This is a genomic window from Geodermatophilus sp. SYSU D00742 (genome assembly GCF_054049935.1).
Genome location: NZ_JBJGYJ010000041.1, coordinates 1 through 20,093, shown reverse-complemented (window position 1 = coordinate 20,093; position 20,093 = coordinate 1). Strand labels below are relative to the sequence as shown.

Annotated in this window: 17 protein-coding genes and 1 riboswitch; of the genes, 10 read left to right on the top strand and 7 right to left on the bottom strand. The window is 75.0% G+C overall.

The features are described from left to right. Window positions 1–8: 8 nt before the first annotated feature. Together ACI78V_RS20620 and ACI78V_RS20615 are read left to right on the top strand one after the other, a co-directional pair. Complete coding sequence (locus ACI78V_RS20620; RefSeq protein WP_456854146.1) at window positions 9–800, top strand: cyclase family protein; 792 nt, start codon at window positions 9–11, stop codon at window positions 798–800. Continuing rightward, window positions 797–2,446, top strand: coding sequence for a thiamine pyrophosphate-binding protein (locus ACI78V_RS20615; RefSeq protein WP_456854144.1), 1,650 nt, complete (start codon window positions 797–799; stop codon window positions 2,444–2,446). Before ACI78V_RS20620 ends, ACI78V_RS20615 begins: the two co-directional genes overlap by 4 nt. Before the next feature lie 48 nt (window positions 2,447–2,494). On the opposite strand, the gene ACI78V_RS20610 is transcribed toward ACI78V_RS20615, so the two are convergent. Continuing rightward, on the bottom strand, window positions 2,495–3,643 hold the full coding sequence (locus tag ACI78V_RS20610; protein WP_456854142.1) for a C40 family peptidase: 1,149 nt from the start codon (window positions 3,641–3,643) through the stop codon (window positions 2,495–2,497). A gap of 15 nt (window positions 3,644–3,658) precedes the next feature. Further along, a riboswitch (cyclic di-AMP (ydaO/yuaA leader) is annotated at window positions 3,659–3,801 on the bottom strand. Window positions 3,802–3,973: 172 nt separating this feature from the next. After that, a complete protein-coding gene (gene hppD, locus ACI78V_RS20605) occupies window positions 3,974–5,200 on the bottom strand; it encodes a 4-hydroxyphenylpyruvate dioxygenase (RefSeq protein WP_456854140.1) in 1,227 nt (408 codons plus the stop codon). A 165-nt stretch (window positions 5,201–5,365) separates the two neighbouring features. On the opposite strand from hppD, the gene ACI78V_RS20600 reads away from it, so the two are divergent. After that, window positions 5,366–5,884, top strand: a complete 519-nt coding sequence (locus ACI78V_RS20600; RefSeq protein ID WP_456854138.1) for an Lrp/AsnC family transcriptional regulator — start codon at window positions 5,366–5,368, stop codon at window positions 5,882–5,884. Here the strand turns inward: ACI78V_RS20600 and ACI78V_RS20595 are convergent. After that, the gene (locus ACI78V_RS20595) at window positions 5,857–7,083 is read right to left on the bottom strand and encodes an MFS transporter (protein ID WP_456854136.1); all 1,227 of its coding nucleotides are present in this window, start codon (window positions 7,081–7,083) and stop codon (window positions 5,857–5,859) included. The two genes, ACI78V_RS20600 and ACI78V_RS20595, sit on opposite strands and share 28 nt — an antisense overlap. A gap of 132 nt (window positions 7,084–7,215) precedes the next feature. Here ACI78V_RS20595 and ACI78V_RS20590 point away from each other — a divergent pair, with 132 nt between their 5' ends. The 4 genes from ACI78V_RS20590 to ACI78V_RS20575 all read left to right on the top strand — a co-directional run bounded on the left by ACI78V_RS20590 (window position 7,216) and on the right by ACI78V_RS20575 (window position 10,153). Continuing rightward, window positions 7,216–7,524 carry an STAS domain-containing protein gene (locus ACI78V_RS20590; RefSeq protein WP_456854134.1) on the top strand — a complete coding sequence of 103 codons (309 nt, stop codon included), beginning with the start codon at window positions 7,216–7,218 and terminating at the stop codon, window positions 7,522–7,524. A gap of 96 nt (window positions 7,525–7,620) precedes the next feature. Then, entirely contained in the window at window positions 7,621–8,145 is a 525-nt protein-coding gene (locus ACI78V_RS20585; RefSeq protein WP_456854132.1) for a gamma carbonic anhydrase family protein, read from the top strand. 114 nt (window positions 8,146–8,259) lie between these two features. Beyond that, window positions 8,260–9,288, top strand: a complete 1,029-nt coding sequence (locus ACI78V_RS20580) for an ATP-dependent 6-phosphofructokinase (RefSeq protein WP_456854130.1) — start codon at window positions 8,260–8,262, stop codon at window positions 9,286–9,288. Between the two features lie 157 nt (window positions 9,289–9,445). Further along, window positions 9,446–10,153, top strand: coding sequence for a dienelactone hydrolase family protein (locus tag ACI78V_RS20575; RefSeq protein WP_456854129.1), 708 nt, complete (start codon window positions 9,446–9,448; stop codon window positions 10,151–10,153). A gap of 67 nt (window positions 10,154–10,220) precedes the next feature. Here ACI78V_RS20575 and ACI78V_RS20570 read toward each other — a convergent pair whose 3' ends face one another. Next, on the bottom strand, window positions 10,221–10,655 hold the full coding sequence (locus ACI78V_RS20570; RefSeq protein WP_456854127.1) for a DUF3040 domain-containing protein: 435 nt from the start codon (window positions 10,653–10,655) through the stop codon (window positions 10,221–10,223). 19 nt (window positions 10,656–10,674) lie between these two features. Continuing rightward, window positions 10,675–12,435, bottom strand: a complete 1,761-nt coding sequence (gene ctaD, locus ACI78V_RS20565; protein WP_456854125.1) for an aa3-type cytochrome oxidase subunit I — start codon at window positions 12,433–12,435, stop codon at window positions 10,675–10,677. Window positions 12,436–12,858: 423 nt separating this feature from the next. Between ctaD and ngg the strand changes: the two genes are divergently transcribed. Further along, window positions 12,859–14,607 (top strand): N-acetylglutaminylglutamine synthetase, encoded by a 1,749-nt coding sequence (ngg, locus tag ACI78V_RS20560; protein WP_456854176.1) that lies wholly within the window; start codon window positions 12,859–12,861, stop codon window positions 14,605–14,607. Between the two features lie 47 nt (window positions 14,608–14,654). Here the strand turns inward: ngg and ACI78V_RS20555 are convergent, their stop codons facing one another. After that, window positions 14,655–16,529: a bifunctional sugar phosphate isomerase/epimerase/4-hydroxyphenylpyruvate dioxygenase family protein gene (locus ACI78V_RS20555; protein WP_456854123.1), complete on the bottom strand. Its 1,875-nt coding sequence runs from the start codon at window positions 16,527–16,529 to the stop codon at window positions 14,655–14,657. After that, window positions 16,513–17,403 (bottom strand): shikimate dehydrogenase, encoded by an 891-nt coding sequence (locus ACI78V_RS20550; RefSeq protein ID WP_456854122.1) that lies wholly within the window; start codon window positions 17,401–17,403, stop codon window positions 16,513–16,515. The genes ACI78V_RS20555 and ACI78V_RS20550 overlap by 17 nt, the downstream gene beginning before the upstream one ends. A gap of 195 nt (window positions 17,404–17,598) precedes the next feature. Here ACI78V_RS20550 and ACI78V_RS20545 point away from each other — a divergent pair, with 195 nt between their 5' ends. Further along, complete coding sequence (locus ACI78V_RS20545) at window positions 17,599–18,288, top strand: TetR family transcriptional regulator (RefSeq protein WP_456854121.1); 690 nt, start codon at window positions 17,599–17,601, stop codon at window positions 18,286–18,288. A gap of 308 nt (window positions 18,289–18,596) precedes the next feature. Continuing rightward, window positions 18,597–19,949, top strand: a complete 1,353-nt coding sequence (locus ACI78V_RS20540; protein WP_456854119.1) for an MFS transporter — start codon at window positions 18,597–18,599, stop codon at window positions 19,947–19,949. Window positions 19,950–20,093: the final 144 nt, after the last annotated feature.

Sequence of the window (20,093 nt, the reverse complement as noted above, 5' to 3'; positions counted from 1 at the left end):
GGACGCCCATGTCCGCCCTGTCCGGTTTCGCCGCCGCTCTGACCGGTGGCCGCATCGAGGTCGTGGACCTCACCGCCCCGCTGTCGGCGCAGACGCCGGTCATCCAGCTGCCCGAGCCGTTCGCCCAGACCGCGCGCTTCGAGCTCGAGGAGCTCAGCCGGTACGACGACCGCGGTCCGGCCTGGTACTGGAACAACTTCCGCACCGGCGAGCACACCGGCACCCACTTCGACGCGCCGAACCACTGGGTGACCGGGCGGGACGGCGAGGACGTCGCCTCGGTGCCCCCGCAGCGGCTGATCGCCCCGGCCGCCGTCCTGGACTTCTCCGCGCAGGCCGCCGCCGACCCCGACTTCCTCCTCGAGGTCGAGCACGTGCGCGCCTGGGAGGCCGAGCACGGGCCGTTGCCCGACGGCGGGTGGCTGCTCTACCGCACCGGCTGGGACGTCCGCAGCGGCTCGCAGGAGGAGTTCCTCAACGCCGACGACGCCGGCCCGCACACCCCGGGCATCTCGCCGGACTGCGCCCGCTGGCTGGCCGAGGAGGCGCCGGTCGTCGGCCTGGGCGTGGAGACCGTCGGCACCGACGCCGGGGCGGCGCACTCCTTCGACCCGCCGTTCCCGTGCCATGCGGCGCTCATGGGCAGCGGGAAGTACGGCCTGACCCAGCTGCAGAACCTCGCGCAGCTGCCGCCCACCGGGGCGGTGCTGGTGCCGGCCCCCCTGCCGATCGTCTCCGGCTCCGGCTCGCCGGCGCGGGTGCTGGCCCTCGTCGACCGCGGACAGGACGGGCGCGGATGAGCCGCAGCACCACCGTCGCCGAGGCCGTCGGGGCCGCCCTGGTCGGCTGCGGTGTCGACGCGGTCTTCGGCGTCGTCGGCTCGGGCAACTTCGCCCTCACCAACGCCATGGTGGCCGCGGGCGCGCGGTTCGTCGCCGCCCGCCACGAGGGCGGCGCGGCGACGATGGCCGACGCCCACGCCCGGATGACCGGCCGGCCGTCGGCGCTGAGCGTGCACCAGGGCTGCGGGCTGACCAACGCGATGACCGGCATCGCCGAGGCGGCCAAGAGCCGCACGCCGCTGCTGGTCCTGGCCGCGGAGGCGTCCTCGCCGACGTCGAACTTCGCCGTCGACCAGGCCGCGCTGGCCGCTGCCGTCGGCGCGGTGCCGATGCGGGTGACCTCCGTCGGCGACGCGCTGGACCAGGTGGCCGCCGCCGTCGGCACCGCCGTCCACGGCCGGCGCACGGTGCTGCTGAACCTCCCGCTGGACGTGCAGGTGCAGCAGCTCCCGGTGCCACCCGGTCCGCCGCCGGTGCCGTCGCCACCGGAGCCGGTGGTCACGCCCGAGCACGTGGAGCGGCTGGCGCACGCGCTGCGGCACGCGCGGCGGCCGGTGTTCGTGGCCGGCCGCGGCGCCCGCGGTCCCGCCTCCCGCGCGGCGCTGGCGGCGCTGGCCGAGCGCTGCGGCGCCCTGCTGGCCACCTCGGCGGTGGCCAAGGGCCTGTTCGCCGGGGACCCCTGGTCGCTGGACGTCTCCGGCGGTTTCGCCTCACCGCTGGCCGCGGAGCTGATCACCGGCGCCGACCTCGTGGTCGGCTGGGGGTGTGCGCTGAACATGTGGACGATGCGGCACGGCCGGCTCATCGGCCGCCACGCCGTCGTCGTCCAGGTCGACGACGACCCGACGGCTCTGGGCGTCCACCGCGACCTCACCTTCGGCGTGGTCGGCGACGTCCGGCGGACGGCGGAGGCGGCGGCCGCCCTGCTCGGGGACGGGACCGCCGTCGGCTACCGGACCGCGGACGTGCGCCGGTCGATCGCCGAGCGGGTGCGGTGGCGGGACGTGCCGTTCACCCCGCTCGGCGGCGCCGGCCGCATCGACCCCCGCACGCTGACCATCGCGCTCGACGACCTGCTGCCGGCCGAGCGGGTCGTCGCCGTCGACTCGGGGAACTTCATGGGCTACCCGAGCATGTTCCTCGACGTCCCCGACGAGGACGGCTTCTGCTTCACCCAGGCCTTCCAGTCCGTGGGGCTGGGGCTGGCCTCGGCGATCGGGGCCGCCGTGGCGCGGCCGGACCGGCTGCCGGTGGCCGCGCTGGGCGACGGCGGCGCGCTCATGGGGGCGTCGGAGCTGGAGACGGTGGTCCGGCTGGGCCTGCCGATGGTCGTCGTGGTCTACGACGACGCCGCCTACGGCGCCGAGGTGCACCACTTCGGGCCGGAGGGGGCGCCGCTGGACACCGTGCGGTTCCCCGACACCGACCTGGCCGCGATCGCCCGCGGCCACGGCTTCGTGGGGGTCACCGTGCGGGGTGCGGAGGACCTCGCCGCGGTCGCCGAGTGGGTGGCCGGCCCGCGGACGGCGCCGCTGTTCATCGACGCGAAGGTGGCCGCGGACGAGCCGTCGTGGTGGCTCGAGGAGGCCTTCCGCGGCCACTGACGCACAGCCCCGTGGGGCGGGGACGGCCGTCTCCGCCCCACGGGCGGGTCAGCCGGCGATGCGGCGGGCGCTGTTGTAGCCGCCCATCGAGTCGATCGACGCGACCTTCACCGGCTGGCCGTAGGTGGAGGCGTGCACCATCTGCCCGTTGCCGACGTAGATGCCGACGTGGCTGACCGGGCTGTAGAAGAACACCAGGTCACCGGGCTGCAGCGCCGACCGGGAGACCGGGGTGCCCATCGCCGACTGCATCCGGCTGGAGTGCGGGAGGCTGATGCCCGCCGCGGCGTAGGCGTACTGCACCAGCCCCGAGCAGTCGAAGGAGTTCGGCCCCGCCGCGGCCCAGACGTAGGGGTCGCCGCGCTGGGCCAGCGCCATGTCGACGGCGGTCCGGGCGGCCGCGCTGCCGCCGGCGCCGGTCGGCGCCGGGGCCGGCGCGGGAGCGGCGGCCGACCGCGCGCCGGCCCCGGCCGCCGGGGCCGGTGGCGCGGCGGGCGCCGGTGCCGGCGCTGCCTCAGCGGCGGCCGCGGCCGCAGCGGCAGCAGCGGCCGCCTCCTCGGCCGCCCGGCGCTCGGCGGCCTCCCGCGCCGCGCGCTCCTCCTCGGCGACCAGCCGGTCGTACTCGGCCTGGAACTGCGCGACCTGCCGGTCCAGGTCGGCCTGCCGCGCCGCCACCTGGTCGACCAGGGCCTGCGCGTCGGCGGCCGCCTGCTCGGCGGCGGTGCGGGCCGCCTCGGCGTCACCGGCGGCCTGCGTGGCCCCGCCCAGGACGCCGTTGTTGTGGTCGGCGATGGTCTGCAGCGTGCCGACGCGGTCGAGCACCTCGTCGGGGGAGTCGCTGGTGAGCACGGCCGACAGCGTGCCGAGCCGGTCCCCGGTGAAGGCGCCGCGGGCCACCGCGCGCACCCGCTCGCGGGCGGTACCGAGCGCGGCCTCCGCGGCGGCCAGCTCCTCGCCGGCCGCGGTCGCGGCGTCCTGGCTGGCCCGCAGGCGCTCGCGCGCCTCGTTGAACTGCTCGGTGACGACCTCCAGGTCGTGGGCCCTCGCCGCGACGAGTGCGGCGGCCTCCTGCGAGGTGGCCGGGTCCTCGGGGGAGGCGGAGGCGGCGGGGAGGCTGGTGAGCGTCAGCCCGCCGGCGGCGACCAGGCCGACCAGGATGCGGGGCAGCGCGCGGGCAGGGGCGTGCGACGTCGCCATGGTGGGCGGGTCTGTCCTCTCTTCCACAGCCGCCTACCGAGTTAGCTGACGGGTTCGGGAGGGAAGTCGCCCGGCGTCCGGCGGCCCGGGCGGGCCGCGGACGCTTCACCCCAGTACTGCGGTGGGTCCCCGGTCCCTGGTGCCGGCGGAACGGGCCGGCGCAGGGTTCGGCGGCGTCCGGCCGGTGTCACCAGGGGGTGACGGAACGGCCCGTCCGGACGCCGTCACGCTAGGTCGGCGCCCCGAGACCGACAAACCGGACGAGGGGGACGCGCGGACACCCCGGGCGGTGCTCACCCGGGGTGACGACACCGCCCGGCATGAGCTGCCTCAGAGGTTGCCGCGGCGTTCCTGCTCGCGCTCGATCGCCTCGAACAACGCCTTGAAGTTCCCCTTGCCGAAGCCGAGGGACCCGTGCCGCTCGATGAGCTCGAAGAACACCGTGGGACGGTCGCCGGTGGGCCGGGTGAAGATCTGCAGGAGGTAGCCGTCCTCGTCGCGGTCGACCAGGATGCCGCGCCGCTGCAGCTCCTCCACCGGCACGCGGACGGTGCCGATGCGGGCGCGCAGGGCGGGGTCCTCGTAGTAGGAGTCCGGCGTCGGGAGGAACTCCACGCCCTCGGCGACCATCGCGTCGACGCTGGCGAGGATGTCGCCGGTGGCCAGGGCGACGTGCTGGACGCCCGGTCCGCCGTAGAACTCGAGGTACTCGTCGATCTGGGAACGCTTCCGCCCGGCCGCCGGCTCGTTGAGCGGGAACTTCACCCGGTGGTTGCCGTTGGCGACGACCTTGCTCATCAGCGCCGAGTAGTCGGTGGCGATGTCCTCGCCGATGAACTCGGCCATGTTCGTGAAGCCCATGACCCGGCGGTAGAAGTCCACCCAGTGGTCCATCGCGCCCAGCTCGACGTTGCCGACGACGTGGTCGACGGCCTGGAACAGCCGCCGGGGTGCACCGGGTCGCCGCTGGTAGGTCGACGTCCGCGCGACGTAGCCGGGCAGGTAGGGGCCGGAGTAGCGGGAGCGGTCGACGAGGGTGTGCCGGGTGTCGCCGTAGGTGGCGACGGCGGCCAGCCGGACGGTGCCGTGCTCGTCGCCCACGTCGTGCGGCGGCTCGAGGACGGTCGCTCCCTGCGCGGCGGCGTGCGCGACGCACCGGTCGACGTCGGGGACGGCGAGGGCGATGTCGACGATGCCGTCCCCGTGCCGGCGGTGGTGGTCGGCCAGCGGGCTGGCCGGTGAGTAGGCGCCCGTGACCACGAACCGGGCGGCGCCGGAGCGGAGCACGTAGCCGCGGGAGTCCCGGTTGCCCGTCTCCGGCCCGGAGTAGGCGACCAGCTCCATCCCGAACGCGGACTGGAGGAAGTGGGCGGTCTGGGTGGCGTTGCCGGCGACCCAGACCAGGGCGTCCCAGCCGCTGACCGGGAACGGGTCGGTGGTCGGGTCGTGCTCGACCAGGCCGACGAGCTGCCGGAGCTGGTCGGCGCTCAGCTCGGCCAGGCGCTCGTCGTCGGTGAGGACCTGCTCCAGGGTCCCCCGGGGCTGCGTGTCGGTCATGACGCCCTCCCGTGTGGTCCGTTCTCCTCCGATGGTGCGTCCAGCCCACCTCCGCGCGCCCGTGGTGGGCAAGATGGCTCGACCGAGCTGGCCGATCGGGGCAGCCGAGGTGCGCACAGCGGTCCCGAGCTGGTCAGATCGACCAGTCCGGCCGGAGGAGGAGCGGTGGCCCAGCAGCTCGACGCGCTCGACCTGGCGGTGCTCACCGCCCTGACCGAACAGCCGCGGGCCGGCGTGCTCGAGCTCTCCCGTCGGCTCGGGGTCGCCCGGGCCACGGTCCAGGCCCGGTTGCGACGCCTGGAGGAGACCGGCGTGGTCACCGGCTACGGCCCCGACGTCGACCTGGCCGCGGCCGGCTTCGGCGTCCAGGCGTTCGTCACCCTGGAGATCGCCCAGGGCGCGCTGGAGGAGGTCGCCGCCGACCTGCGGGCCGTCCCCGGCGTTCTCGAGGCCCACGTGACCACCGGTTCGGGGGACGTGCTGGTCCGGCTGGCCGCGGAGTCCCACGGCGCGCTGCAGGAGACGCTGGTGCGGCTGGGCCGCTCGCCCTCGGTGGTGCGGTCCACGAGCGTGGTCGCCCTGTCGGAGCTCGTGTCCCGCCGGGTGCTGCCGCTGCTCGCGGCCGCGACGCCGCGGCCGGGAGGGCGGGCGCCGGGCTACCGTGCCGGGGCCGCCGGGGGCTGAGCGACCGGGGCGCCGGTGGACCGGGGCAGCGCGAGGGCCGCGACCAGGCCCAGACCCAGCACCGCGGTGGTGACGCCGAACGCCACCTGGAAGCCGGCCACGTCGGTGAGCCAGCCCGCGGCCAGCGGACCGACGATCCCGCCGAGGTCGGCCGACATCTGGAACACCGCCACCACGCGGCCGCCGCGGGCCGGGCTGACGTCCCCCACGAGCGCGGCCGGCACGCTGGACAGCAGGGAGGCGGCCAGCCCGAACACCGCCATCGAGACCAGGAACGCCCAGGTCGCCGGTGGCAGCACCAGCACGGCGGTGGAGGCGGTGGCCAGCGCCGTCCCCAGGACCAGCGCGGGCCGCCGTCCCCAGGCGTCGGCGAGCCGCCCGGCGCGCAGCAGCCCGAGGGCCTGCGCCAGGGAGCCGGCCAGCAGGCCCAGGCCGGCCCAGGTGGCGGTGCGCCCCAGTTCCTCGGTGACGTACAGGGGGACCAGCGAGTTGCGGACGCCGAACAGCATCCAGCCCACGCCGAGGTTGGCCACCAGCGCGGCGAGGTAGACCCGTGACCGGAACGCCGCGCGCAGCGGCAGCGGGCCCCGGTCGGGGGCGGGGGGCGCCGGCGCGGACTCCTCCTCCGCTGAGCGCGGCGACCGGAGGAACAGCAGGCCCACCCCGCCGGCGACGAGCAGGAAGCCGGCGTACAGGACGAACGGCAGGCTGGGGGAGACCTCGGCGAGCAGGCCGCCGGCAGCCGGGCCGGCGATGCCGCCGAGGATGAACCCGCCCTGGTAGGTCGCCGCCGCCCGGCCGCGGTGCGAGGGCGGGGACACCCGCAGCAGCAGGGAGAGCGCCGCCACCGTGAACATGGCGCTGCCGACGCCGCCGGCCGCGCGCAGTCCCAGGAAGAGCGGGAAGGACCCCGCCAGGCCGGCCGCCCCCGTGGTGACCGCGACGGTGACCAGCCCGAGGGTGAGGACGACGCGCTCGCCGAGCCGCTCGACCAGCGAGCCGCCGGCGAAGGCCGAGACGAACCGGAAGAAGGCGAAGGCGCTGACCGCCAGGCCCACCGCCGTGGTGCCGACGCCGAACGAGCGGGCGAACAGCGGGATGGCCGGGGCCACGATCCCGAAGCCGAGCGCGACCACGAAGGCCACGACCGCCAGCACACCGACCTCGCGGGGCAGTTCCCCCGTACCCCGGACACGCACGGGGAGCGATGCTCGCACGCGCCCCCACCCCCCCCGACGGGGGGAACGGCGCCGGGAGTGGTTGTCCCCACCTGCGAGCCAGGTCACAGTGGGTGCGTGGTTGACCTCCACGGTGGCGGAGACGAACCGCCGATGGGTTCCTACGAGGTCGTGCACGAGGCAGCCGGTCCGGTGCTGCACCTGCGCGGCGACGTCGACGCGCCGCTGGTGAACCGCATGCAGGACGGCGGGCTGGACGAGGGGGCGCTGGTCGCGGTGCACGTGGCCGCGATGGCCTACATCGACTCCTCCGGCCTGGCGATGCTGGCCCGGTGGGCACAGCGCGCCGCGCGGCAGGGGAGGCCGGCCGTCCTCCTGCACGCCACCCCACGGTTCCGGCAGGTCCTCGACCTGACCGGGCTGCGGCCGATGTTCGTCCTGCAGGAGACCGCGGGGGCCTGACGCCGGTCGGCCGCGGCGGGTCCACCTCCCGCACCCGGGTCCGCGTGGGTGGCTCGGTCGGTCCCGAGGGTGGGGCCGGTGCCTACGCTGCCGCCCGTGCCGCTGTTCTCCTTCGAAGGCCGGTCCCCGCAGGTGCACCCCGAGGCGTGGGTGGCGCCGACCGCGACGCTGGTCGGCGACGTCGTGGTCGAGGCCGGGGCGTCGATCTGGTACGGGGTCGTGCTGCGCGCCGACTTCGGCCGCATCGTGGTCCGCGAGGGGGCCAACGTGCAGGACAACTCGGTGCTGCACGGCGGCGCCGACCCCGAGACCGAGGTCGGCCCCGGCGCCACGGTCGGCCACATGTGCGTCGTGCACGGCGCGGTCATCGGCGCGGAGGCGCTGATCGGCAACGGTGCCACGGTGCAGGACGGCGCCCGCATCGGAGCGCGCTCGCTCGTGGGCGCCCAGAGCCTGGTCCCGCCCGGCACGCACCTGCCCGACGGGGTGCTGGCGCTCGGCGTCCCGGCCCGGGTGCGCGGCCCGCTCTCCGACGGCGCCCGGGGCTGGGTGACCGGCAACCCCGCGACCTACCGGGCGCTGGCCCGTCGGCACGCCGCGGGGGTCACCCGGGTCGGCTGACCGACGACGGGCACGCGCCGGGCGACACGCGGCTCCACCGGGCCGGCCCGGACGTCATGTCGTCATGACGTATCGTCGTCCGGGACCCGGCCCACGACCCCGAGGGAGCAGCCGGTGCGCATCGGCATCCTGACCGGCGGGGGCGACTGCCCCGGCCTCAACGCCGTCATCCGCTCCGTCGTCCGCACGGCGACGACCCACTACGACAGCGAGGTGATCGGCTTCCGCGACGGCTGGCGGGGCCTGCTCGAGGACCGCACGACGCCGCTGGACGTCCCCGCCGTCGACGGCCTGCTCACCCGCGGTGGGACGACGCTCGGCTCGGCGCGGGTGGCACCGGAGAAGCTGCACGCGGGGCTCGCGCAGATGAAGGCGGTGCTGGCCGCGCACGGCGTCGACGTGCTCGTCCCGATCGGCGGTGAGGGCACGCTGACCGCCGCGCACCTGCTCTCGCAGGCCGGCGTCCCGGTGGTCGGCATCCCCAAGACCATCGACAACGACATCGACGGCACCGACCTGACCTTCGGCTTCGACACCGCGGTCAGCATCGCCACCGACCTCATCGACCGGCTGCACACCACGGCGGAGTCCCACCAGCGGGTGCTGCTGGTCGAGGTGATGGGCCGCCACGCCGGCTGGATCGCCCTGCACGCCGGCCTGGCGTCGGGGGCGCACGTCACGCTCGTCCCCGAGGAGCCCTTCGACGTCGCCGAGGTGGCCAAGATCGTCGAGGACCGCTTCGCGCGCGGCGACACCCACGTCATCGGCGTCGTCGCCGAGGGTGCCCAGCCCCTGCCGGACACGATGCTGGTCCGCGACGGGGGCGTCGACGAGTACGGCCACCGCCGGTTCACCGGCGTGGCCCAGCAGCTCGGCGACGAGCTCGAGCGGCGCACCGGCAAGGAGGTGCGCACGACCGTGCTCGGTCACGTCCAGCGCGGCGGCACCCCGACCTCCTTCGACCGGGTGCTGGCCACCCGCTTCGGCCTGCACGCGACCATCGCCGCGCACGAGGGCCGGCACGGGCAGATGGTCGCGCTCCGCGGCACCGAGATCGAGCTGGTGCCGCTGGCGCGGGCGGTCGCGAGGCTCAAGACCGTGACGCCGTCCCGGCTGGCCGAGACCGGCGCCTTCACCGGCTGACGGCGTCCTGCAGCCGGCGGTTCCACCAGCCGGGGCGGCGCCGGGCCCGCGTCCAGGGCCGGTGTCCGGTGTGCACGGGACCTCCCTCACGAGCTGCCCGGGACGGGCGGGGGTCGGTACCGTGCGTCCCTGGTCCCGACGGCGCAGGGAGACGCACGTGCCCGAGACGACGGTCCCCGGCGCGCGGAGCGCTCCGCGACTGCGGGCCCACCTCGCGGTCCCGCCGGTGGGGGAGGGTCCGTGGCCCGGGGTGGTGGTCGTCCACGAGGCCTTCGGGCTCACCGACGACGTCCGCGCGCACGCCGACCGGCTGGCCGCCGCCGGGTACCTCGCCGTCGCCCCGGACCTGTTCACCGCCGGTGGGCTGCGCTGCCTCAAGCGCACCTTCGGCGACCTGCTCCGGCGGGAGGGCCCCGCCTTCGGGGACCTCGAGGCCACCCGCCGGTGGCTGGCCGACCGCCCCGACTGCACCGGACGGGTCGGGGTCGTCGGCTTCTGCATGGGCGGCGGGTTCGCGCTGCTGGCCGCCACCCGCGGTTTCGACGCATCGGCGCCGAACTACGGACCCCTGCCCCGCGACGCCGAGCGCGTGCTGGCCGGCGCCTGCCCGGTGGTGGCCAGTTTCGGCCGCCAGGACCGGGCCCTGCGCGGAGCGGCCGGGCGGCTGGAGGACGTGCTCACCCGGCACGGCGTGCCCCACGACGTGCACGAGTACCCCGACGCGGGCCACTCGTTCATGAACCGCCACAACAGCGGGCCCTTCGCCGTCCTGGAACGGGTGGCGGGGCTGAGCTACCACCACCCGTCGGCCGAGGACGCCTGGGCCCGCATCCTGCGCTTCTTCGACCGGCACCTGCGCGACTGACCGGGGGCGCGTGTCGCCACTGGCTCCGGCTCCGGCTCCGGCTCGTGCGGACCCGACCGCCGGGGTCTCACGCCCCGGGCGGGGGAGCCTCCACCGGTCCGGTGTCCTCCGTGCGGGCGAGGCACGCGAGGACCGGGGCCCCGAGCACCAGGACCCACCCCACGAGCCCGAAGGCCCGGATGCCGAGGACGGCGAACGCGGCACCGGCGAGGACGGCGCACGCGGCCAGCCCGGCCAGCCACCGACCGACCCTGGGCCCGGCGAGGACGCCGAAGGACCGGCTCAGGTCCGGGTCGTCCCGCTCCAGCGCGTCCCGGATGTCGGCCAGGGCCTCCCGTTCGAGCCGGGCGTCCCGCTCGAGTCGGGCGTCCCGCTCGAGCCGGCCGGGGTCCGCCGCGGCCGGCTCGCCGGTGCGGCCCGGACCGGGCGGCCCGGTCGTGCGGGGCACGAGCCGCGCGGGCTCGCGGGCGGAGCGGCCCGCGCGGTGCACGGTGCGTCGCATCGAGGTCACGGTGACCGGCTCAGGTCGGGTCGGGGTCGCGCGAGCCCTGGCGTTCGCCGGCGGTGAGGCCGACCTCGCTGACCCCGGCGTAGGGCTCGTGCCGGCCGCCGACGTGCTTCTCCCGCTCCAGACGCTCGAGCAGGTGCGGGTAGTGGGCCTCGAACGCCGGCCGCTCCGAGCGGATCTTCGGGATCTCGGTGAAGTTGTGCCGCGGCGGCGGGGACGACGTCGCCCACTCCAGGGAGTTGCCGTGGCCCCAGGGGTCGTCGCGCAGCGCCAGCGGTCCGTGCCGCCACGAGCGGATCACGTTGACCAGGAACGGGATGATGGAGGCGCCGAGCACGAACGAGAAGATCGTCGAGATCGTGTTCAGCGTGGTCCACCCGTCGGTGGGCAGGTAGTTGACGTACCGGCGCGGCATGCCGACGTTGCCGATCCAGTGCTGGATGAGGAACGTGCCGTGGAAGCCGATGAAGGTCAGCCAGAACTGCAGCTTGCCCAGCCGCTCGTCGAGCATCCGGCCGCACATCTTGGGGAACCAGAACGCGATGCCGGCGTTCGCGGCGAACACGACGGTGCCGAAGACGACGTAGTGGAAGTGCGCGACGACGAAGTAGCTGTCGTTGAGGTGCCAGTCCAGCGGCGGGCTGGCCAGCAGGACGCCGGTGAGACCGCCCAGCAGGAAGGTGACCAGGAAGCCGATCGACCACAGCATGGGCGTCTCGAAGGTCAGCTGACCCCGCCACATGGTGCCGATCCAGTTGAAGAACTTGATGCCGGTGGGCACGGCGATCAGGTAGGTCAGGAAGGCGAAGAAGGGCAGCAGCACCGCGCCGGTGGCGAACATGTGGTGCGCCCACACCGTCAGCGACAGGGCACCGATGGCCAGGGTGGCGAAGACCATGCCCTTGTAGCCGAACAGCGGCTTGCGGCTGAACACCGGGATGATCTCGGTGATGATGCCGAAGAACGGCAGCGCGATGATGTAGACCTCGGGGTGGCCGAAGAACCAGAACAGGTGCTGCCACAACATCGGCCCCCCGTTCTCCTCCGAGTACACCAGCGCACCCAGCTGCCGGTCGGCGAGCAGCCCGAACAGCGCCGCGGTGAGGATGGGGAAGGCGAAGATCACGAGGATGCTCGTCACCAGCGTGTTCCAGACGAAGATCGGCATCCGGAACAGCGTCATGCCCGGGGCGCGCAGGCAGACGATCGTCGTCATGAAGTTGACCGCACCCAGGATGGTGCCCAGGCCGCTGACGGCCAGGCCGGCGATCCAGAGGTTCGGCCCGGCGCCGGGGGTGTGGGCGACGTCGGACAGTGGCGTGTAGGCGTACCAGCCGAAGTCGGCGGCCCCGCCGGGGGTGATGAAGCCGGCGACGGCGATCGTGCTGCCGAAGAGGAACAGCCAGTAGGAGAACGAGTTCAGCCGGGGGAACGCGACGTCGGGGGCGCCGATCTGCAGCGGCATGATCAGGTTGCCGAACGCGAAGAACAGCGGCGTCGCGAAGAACAGCAGCATCACCGTGCCGTGCATGGTGACCAGCTGGTTGTACTGCTCCGGGGAGAGGAACTGCAGCCCCGGCCGGCCCAGCTCGCCGCGCATCAGCATCGCCATGAAGCCGCCGATGATGAACCACACGAACGAGGTGACCAGGTACATCAGGCCGATCGTCTTGTGGTCGGTGGTCCGCAGCAGGTTGCTCAGCCGGGAGCCCCGGGCCGCCCGTGGCAGATCGCTGGGCCGGCTGACGATCGGCCGCGGTGCGATGGCGGTCACGACGTGGGTCCCGGACGCGGGGTGGGAGCCGGCCCGGAGCGGTCCGGGCCGGTCGGGCTGGGGGAGTGGCTCATGGCGGTGCCCCTGGCACGACGCCGCTGGCGCGGCGGAGAGGGCTCGGGGGCTACGAGCTGGGTCCATCATGGCCCGCCCGGGGGCGACACGACACCCGGGCGCCCGCGGGATCCCTTTCCGTTACGGATGTGTTTCGAGTGCCGGTCGTCCGGGCAGGGGTGCTCCACCCGGCCCGGTGGAACAGCCCGCCGTGCCGTCGGGAGGACCGCGCACGCGACGCGGACGACGATCCGCGCGCCGCGAGCCGGCGGTCCGTCTCCAGCGAGGGATGGCCCCCATGTCCGCCGGCGTCCTCCTGTCCCCTCAGCCACCCCCGTGTCCGCCCGCACCCGGAGGTGCACGGTGGTGATGCGGCCGGACACCCGCCGTCGGGCGGCGGAGGTGCTCGCCCCGGTCCTCACCGGCGGCTTCTCCCGGGAACCCTCCGAGCACCAGCTCCGCGGCATGCGGCCCGGCGTGACGCTCGACCTCGGGTGGGGCCGGCTGGTCTTCGGCCAGACGTTCGCCGACCTGCACGGCATCGTCGACGTGCTGCGGCACGAGGCCCCCGGACACCGCGACATCTGCATCTACCCCAGGGACCCCCAGGTCCTGGTCGGCCTCGCGCCCGACGAGCTCTTCGTGGACCCGAGCTACACCTACCGGCTGGACCTGTGCCGCTACCGCCCGCGCCGCGACCTCGTCGAGGGCGTCTTCGTCCGGACGGTGACCGGCGCGGACGACGTGATCGAGATGGAGCGCATCCACCGGGTCGCCGGCATGGTGCCCGGCGACCGGGGCACGACGTGGCGCAACCAGCGCACCCGGACCTACACCTACCTCGTCGCCGAGGACCGCCGCACCGGCCAGGTCGTCGGCACGGTCACCGGGGTCGACCACGTCCTCGCCTTCGGTGACCCGGAGGGCGGGTGCAGCCTGTGGTGCCTGGCGGTCGACCCGCAGAGCGCCCCGCCCGGCACGGGGGAGGCGCTGGTCCGGGTGCTGGCCGAGCGGTACGTCGCGCGCGGTCGGGCGCGCCTGGACCTGTCGGTGCTGTACGACAACACCGCCGCGATCGCGCTGTACCGCAAGCTCGGCTTCCGGCAGGTGTCGGCGGTCAGCGTCAAGCGGAAGAACTCCATCAACGCGCCGCTGTTCGTGGCCGGGCCACCCGGCCTGGACCAGCTCAACCCCTACGCCCGGATCCTCGCCGACGAGGCGCTGCGCCGGGGCATCCGCGTGGAGGTGACCGACGCCGCCTCCGGCGAGCTGCGGCTCTCCCTCGGCGGGCGCGGCCTGCTCACCCGGGAGTCGCTGTCCGAGCTGACCTCGGCGGTGGCGATGAGCCGCTGCGACGACAAGCGGGTCACCCGCCGCATCGTGGCGCGGGCCGGCGTCCGGGTCGCCCGCGCGGCCGAGGTGAGCGGGGAGGACCTCACCGCCGCGCTGGCGCTGCTGCGGGACGTGGGCGAGGTGGTGGTCAAGCCGGCCCGCGGAGAGCAGGGCAAGGGCATCACGGTGGGGGTGCGCGACGCCGCCGACCTCCGGCGGGCGGTCGACGTGGCGGTACGGCACTGCCCCGACGTGCTCGTCGAGGAGCTGGTGCCGGGGGAGGACCTGCGGGTCGTCGTCATCGACCACGAGGTGGTCGCCGCCGCCGTCCGCCGTCCGGCCGAGATCGTCGGTGACGGGCACCGCGACGTCACCGAGCTGATCCGGGCGACGAGCCGGCGGCGGGAGCGGGCGACCGGCGGGGAGTCGAGGATCCCGCTGGACGACACCACCGCCGAGGTGGTGGCCGAGGCCGGCTACGGCATGGCGGACGTGCCGCCGTCCGGGGAGCGCATCCGGGTCCGGCGGACGGCGAACCTGCACACCGGCGGCACCATCGACGACGTCACCGACCGGCTGCACCCGGAGATCGCGGCGGCGGCGGTGCGGGCCAGCCGGGCGATCGGCATCCCGGTCACCGGGCTGGACTTCCTGGTGCCCGACCTCGACGGCCCCGAGCACGTGTTCATCGAGGCCAACGAGCGGCCCGGGCTGGCCAACCACGAGCCGCAACCGACCGCGGCGCGCTTCGTGGACCTGCTGTTCCCCGAGACCCGCTGCCGCTGAGGCGCCGCGGGGGGGATCCGCCGGCGTCACACCGGCGGCCCCCTCCGTCAGCGGGGGAGGAGGGCGGCCTGGCGCAGGCGGCGGTGCGCGGCCATCCGGACCGGGGCGTCGGCGGTGCCGTAGCCGTCGTAGCCGCCGAGCCGCTGCACCACCTCGAAGAACACCCGGTCGCCGAGCACCTCGGTGACCAGGTGCAGGTAGCCGCCGGCCGCGTCCTCCTCGTACAGCAGCCCGTGCTCGCGGATCGCGGCCAGCAGCTCCGGGGCGAGGGAGAGGCGGGCGTCGAGGTCGTCGACGTAGTTGGCCGGCACGGGCAGCAGGGGCGCGCCGGCCGCACGCAGCGCCCGGGCCGTGGCGACGATGTCGTCGGTGGCGAAGGCGACGTACTGGGGCTCGGGGACGCCGGGCGCCCAGCCGCCGCGGCGGAGGGTGGAGGCGCTCAGGGCCAGCCGCACCGCACGGTCCGGCCCGGTCACCGCGCGGGTGCGGACCAGCCCGAAGGGCGCGGCGAGCTCGGTGACCTCCTGCGGCTCCAGACCGAGCACCGCCCGGTAGAACAGGCCGGCCTCGTCGAAGGCGTCGAAGGGCTGGGCCAGCCCCACGTGGTCGACGCGGGTGAGCCCGGTGTCCGCGCCGGGCCGGGTGCCGGTCGGCAGGAAGTCGGCCGTCCAGCCGTCGGGGACGGTGCGGGTGAAGAAGACCTGCGTGCCGTCGGGGGCGGCGACCGCCGACAGCTCCGCCTCGGCCGCACCCCGGGTGCGGGGCAGCACCGGGGCGCTCATGGCCTCGGCCCGCGCCGCGGACCGGCCGGGATCGGCGCTCTCCAGGCCCAGCGCCGCGACGGCGGCCACGCCGGCGGCCGCCGGCCGCACCACCGAGGCGTTGAGCAGCACCCGCGCGTCGCCCTGCTCCCACAGCTGCACGGGCTTGGAGCGGTGCTGGCCGGTGTGGGCGAACCCGAGCGCGTCCAGCACCCCGGCGACCCGCGGGCCGGAGACGCCGTCCACCTCCAGCTCGGTGAACGACCAGCCCGACAGCGCCGGCGCCGGCGGGGGTGTGGGCCGCCCGGCCTCCGGACGGCGCAGCGCCAGCGCCTCCTCCAGCCACTGCAGGGAGCGCATGGCGTCCACCGCCGTGCGGGCCGGGTCGGACTGCCGGTAGACGTCGTTGAAGACCTCGAGCGACAGGGGCCCGGTGTAGCCGGCGGCGAGCACGGCGTCGAGGAAGCCGGGCAGGTCGAACGCGCCCTGGCCGGGGAAGAGCCGGTGGTGGCGGCTCCACTGCAGCACGTCCATGCGCAGCGCGGGGGCGTCGGCCAGTTGCAGGAAGAACAGCTTCTCGCCGGGCACCCGGGCGAAGCCGGCCGGGTCCCCGCCGCGGGAGAGGACGTGGAAGCTGTCCAGGCAGAGTCCGAGCGCGGGCGAGTCCGCGCGGCGGACGGCGTCCCACGAGCGCTCCCAGGTGGACACGTGCGTGCCCCACGCCAGCGCCTCGTAGGCGATCCGCAGGCCGCGCTCGCCGGCGCGCGCCGCCGCGGTGGCCAGCTGCTCGGCGAGCCGGTCGGTGTCGTCGACCGCGTCGGGGGCCACCGAGGAGCAGACCAGCACGGTGTCGACGCCGAGGTCGGCCATGACGTCGAACTTCCGCTCGGCGCGGCGCAGGTTCCTGGCGAAGCGCTCGGGGTCGGTGGAGTCGAGGTCGCGGAAGGGCTGGTAGAGGTCGATCGAGAGCCCCAGGTCGGCGCAGCGGGCGGCGAGCTCGGCCGGTGCCCAGGGGGAGGCGATCAGGTCGGGCTCGAAGACCTCGACGCCGTCGAACCCGGCGCCCGCGGCGGCGGTCAGCTTGTCCTCGAGCGTGCCGGACAGGCAGACCGTGGCGATCGCGCGGGGCGGACGGGGCCCTCCGTCAGCCGATGCGGACATCGGGGCCCGGTCCGGTGACCAGCTCGGTGAAGTGCGCCAGCATGCGCCCGGCGTCGGGCTCGACCCCGGTGAACAGCCGGAAGGCGTCGACGGCCTGGAAGACCGCCATGCCGCCGCCGTCGAGCACCCGGCAGCCGAGGTCGCGGGCGGTGCGGACCAGCTGGGTCTCCAGCGGGCGGTAGACGATGTCGGCCACCCACATCTCCGGGCGCAGCAGGGCGGCGTCGACCGGCAGGCCCGGGTGCGCGGCCATCCCGGTGGGGGTGGCGTGGGCCAGGCCGTCGGCCGCGCGGAGGGCCAGGGGCAGGGTGGCCAGGTCGCCGCCGGTGGCGCGGTCGGCGCCGAAGCGGTCGCGCAGGGAACCGGCCAGCTCGACGGCCCGCTGGACGTCGACGTCGACGACGGTCAGCTGGCGGGTGCCCAGCGTGAGCAGTGCGTGCGCCACCGCCGCCCCCGCGCCGCCGGCCCCCAGCAGCACGACGCGGTCCAGCGCGGCGTCGGGCAGGCCCCGGTCGAAGGCGCGGGCGAAACCGGACCAGTCGGTGTTGTGGCCGACCGCCCGGCCGGCACGGAGGACGACGGTGTTGACCGCCCCGAGCGCCTCGGCGTCGGGCGAGAGCTCGTCGAGGTGCGGCAGGACCAGCTGCTTGCACGGGTGGGTGACGTTGAGCCCGTCGTAGCCGGCGAGCCGGGCCGCGGCCAGGATCTCCCCGACCGCGGTGGCCGGCCGCCGCAGGACGTCGAGGTCCAGGCGCCGGTAGAGGTACCGGAGGCCGAGCGCGTCGGCCTCCCGCTCGTGCAGCGGCGGGGTCAGCGAGGGGCCGATGCCCGTGCCGACGAGGCCGACCAGGTAGCTCTGCGAGCCGGACGTCATGAACGTCTCCTGCCTATGTACCAAATGGTGAGTTGTTACAGGGGACCACATCCCGGGCGCACCCGCCAGCCCCCGAGGTGATCGGCGACACCGTGCGGGCCTCCTGGACGGGCCCGTCGCGGCCCCGTCCCGGGCCGGACGGGACCCTCGGACCTTCTAGGCTGCCCGGGACAGGTCGGTGATGGGGAGGACGCGGTGACCGGGCACCACGCGCAGGAGGAGCACCCCGTCCCCGCCGGCGGGGCGGGGTCGCCGGAGGCTCCGGAACGCACGCGGGACGCCGACCGCACCCGGGCGGAGATCCTCGCCGTCGCGACGGCCGAGTTCGCCGACCGCGGCTACGCCGGCGCCCGGATCAACGAGATCGCCGACAAGCTCAGCACCACCAAGCGGATGATCTACTACTACTTCGGGGGCAAGGAGCAGCTCTACGTCGCGGTCCTCGAGCAGGCGTACAGCCGCATCCGCAGCCTCGAGCAGCAGCTCGACGTCGAGCACCTCGACCCCGTCGAGGCGATCCGCGAGCTCGCCGGACTGACCTTCGACCACCACGAGGCCCACCCGGAGTTCATCCGCCTGGTGAGCATCGAGAACATCCACCGCGCCGAGCACATCGCCCGCTCCGAGGCGCTGTCGGGGCTGGCCAACCCGGCGCTCGACGTCCTGGGCGCGATCCTCGAGCGGGGCTGGGACGCCGGCCTGTTCCGGGACGACGTCGACGCCCTCGACGTCCACCAGGTGATCAGCGCCTTCTGCGTGTTCCGCACTGCGAACCGGCACACCTTCGGCGCCATCTTCGGGCGGGACCTGCTCGACCCGTCCCGACGCGAGCACCAGCGGCGGATGCTCGGCGACCTCGTGGTCGCCTACCTGACCGCTTCCTGAGCGCGCGACCACGCCGCTGACCACGGGCGCTTGACACGGTGACGGCCATCACCTCACCATCTGGTACGTAACCGGTTGGTACATAAGCCGCTGGCGACACCGCACGGGCCCCGCACCCAGGGCCAGGGCGGCACGGGGGCCCGGGAGATCCCGGCCGCCGCCCGCAGCACCGCACGACGCAACCGCTGAAAGAGGACCCTCCTGCCCCCCGCCACCCGCAGGCTCGCGGCGGGACCCTGCAGGAGGGCCGCCCGTCCGCCCCTCCGGCACGACGAGATCGCTGCCGCCGCGCCTCCCAGGAGACCGACATGAGCACGACCACCCCATCCGGTGGGCACACCCATCAGCGCACGCCGCGCAAGGCCGCCATCGCCAGCTTCGTCGGCAGCATGCTCGAGTACTACGACTTCTTCATCTACGGCGCCGCCGCGGGGCTGGTCTTCCCGCAGGTGTTCTTCCCCGAGAGCGACCCCAACACCGCGATCCTGCTGTCGCTGGCCACCTTCGGCGTCGCCTACGTCGCCCGCCCGCTGGGCGCCGTGGTCATCGGCCACTTCGGCGACAAGGTGGGCCGCAAGCGCATGCTCGTGCTCACCCTCCTGCTGATGGGCGTGTCGACCTTCCTGATCGGCGCCCTGCCCTCGTACGCCAGCATCGGCGTCGCCGCGCCGATCCTGCTGGTCGTGCTGCGCGTCGCGCAGGGCCTGTCGGCCGCCGGTGAGCAGGCCGGCGCGAACTCGATGACCCTCGAGCACTCGCCCGAGGGCCGGCGCGGGTTCTTCACCAGCTTCACGCTGGTCGGCACGCAGGCGGGCCTGATCCTGGCCAACCTGGTCTTCATCCCCTTCGCGCTGCTGCCCGAGGACCAGTTCCTGAGCTGGGGCTGGCGCATCCCGTTCTTCCTGTCCGCGGCCGTCGTCGCCGTCGGCTACTGGGTCCGCCGCACGCTGCCCGAGACGCCGGAGTTCGAGCGGGCCAGCGAGGAGCACGAGGTCGCCAAGCTGCCCGTCGCCGTCCTGTTCCGCGACCACTGGGCCTCGGTGCTGCGGGTCGTCCTGTGCGCGCTGATCTCGGTGGTCAGCACCATCGTCGGCACCTGGGCCCTGGCGCACGGCACCAGTGAGGCGATCGGCCTGGAGCGCTCGACCCTGCTCTGGATGGTCGTGCTGGCCAACGCGCTCGCCCTCGGGGCGCTGGTGCTGTGGGCCAAGCTGTCGGACCGGATCGGCCGCCGTCCGGTGTTCGCCTTCGGCGCCCTGGGCTCGGCCGTGGCGGTCTTCCCGTTCCTGTGGGCCCTCCAGCAGGGCAACGTGCCGCTGGTCTTCGTGTTCGGGATCCTGCTGTCCGGCGTCTTCTACTCCGCCGCCAACGGCATCTGGCCCTCGCTGTACGGCGAGATGTTCGACACCCGGGTGCGCTACTCCGGCACCGCGATCGGCACCCAGATCGGCTTCGCGCTGGGCGGCTTCTCGCCGGCGATCGCCACCGCGATCGTGGGTGAGGGCCCGAACGGCTGGCTGCCCGTGGCGTTCCTGACCGCCGGTGCCGCGGCCGTCGCCGGGATCTGCGCCCTCACCGCCCGGGAGACCGCGCACGTGCCGCTGGAGCAGCTCGGTTCGAAGGACGCCGCGCCGCGCGACCGGCACCTCGTCGGCGCCTGAGCGAGGACGCCGTCCCCACCCCTCGCCTGCGGGGCCCCGGGGCCCGCCCCCGGCCCGACCGCCACGGGGCGGCGCGACCACCACGCCGAGGACCACTACGCCATCGACCTGGAGTACCGCCCGGACTCGGTGCCGCTGTTCGAC

What these genes read in the sequence shown, in the direction of transcription:
- ACI78V_RS20620 (WP_456854146.1), top strand. Translation starts at nt 9, where the DNA reads ATGTCCGCCCTGTCCGGTTTCGCCGCCGCTCTGACCGGTGGCCGCATC.
- ACI78V_RS20590 (WP_456854134.1), top strand. Translation starts at nt 7,216, where the DNA reads ATGGGTTCCTACGAGGTCGTGCACGAGGCAGCCGGTCCGGTGCTGCAC.
- ACI78V_RS20555 (WP_456854123.1), bottom strand. Translation starts at nt 16,529, where the DNA reads ATGTCCGCATCGGCTGACGGAGGGCCCCGTCCGCCCCGCGCGATCGCC.
- ACI78V_RS20615 (WP_456854144.1), top strand. Translation starts at nt 797, where the DNA reads ATGAGCCGCAGCACCACCGTCGCCGAGGCCGTCGGGGCCGCCCTGGTC.
- ACI78V_RS20570 (WP_456854127.1), bottom strand. Translation starts at nt 10,655, where the DNA reads ATGCGACGCACCGTGCACCGCGCGGGCCGCTCCGCCCGCGAGCCCGCG.
- ngg (WP_456854176.1), top strand. Translation starts at nt 12,859, where the DNA reads ATGCGGCCGGACACCCGCCGTCGGGCGGCGGAGGTGCTCGCCCCGGTC.
- ACI78V_RS20550 (WP_456854122.1), bottom strand. Translation starts at nt 17,403, where the DNA reads ATGACGTCCGGCTCGCAGAGCTACCTGGTCGGCCTCGTCGGCACGGGC.
- ACI78V_RS20540 (WP_456854119.1), top strand. Translation starts at nt 18,597, where the DNA reads ATGAGCACGACCACCCCATCCGGTGGGCACACCCATCAGCGCACGCCG.
- hppD (WP_456854140.1), bottom strand. Translation starts at nt 5,200, where the DNA reads ATGACCGACACGCAGCCCCGGGGGACCCTGGAGCAGGTCCTCACCGAC.
- ACI78V_RS20610 (WP_456854142.1), bottom strand. Translation starts at nt 3,643, where the DNA reads ATGGCGACGTCGCACGCCCCTGCCCGCGCGCTGCCCCGCATCCTGGTC.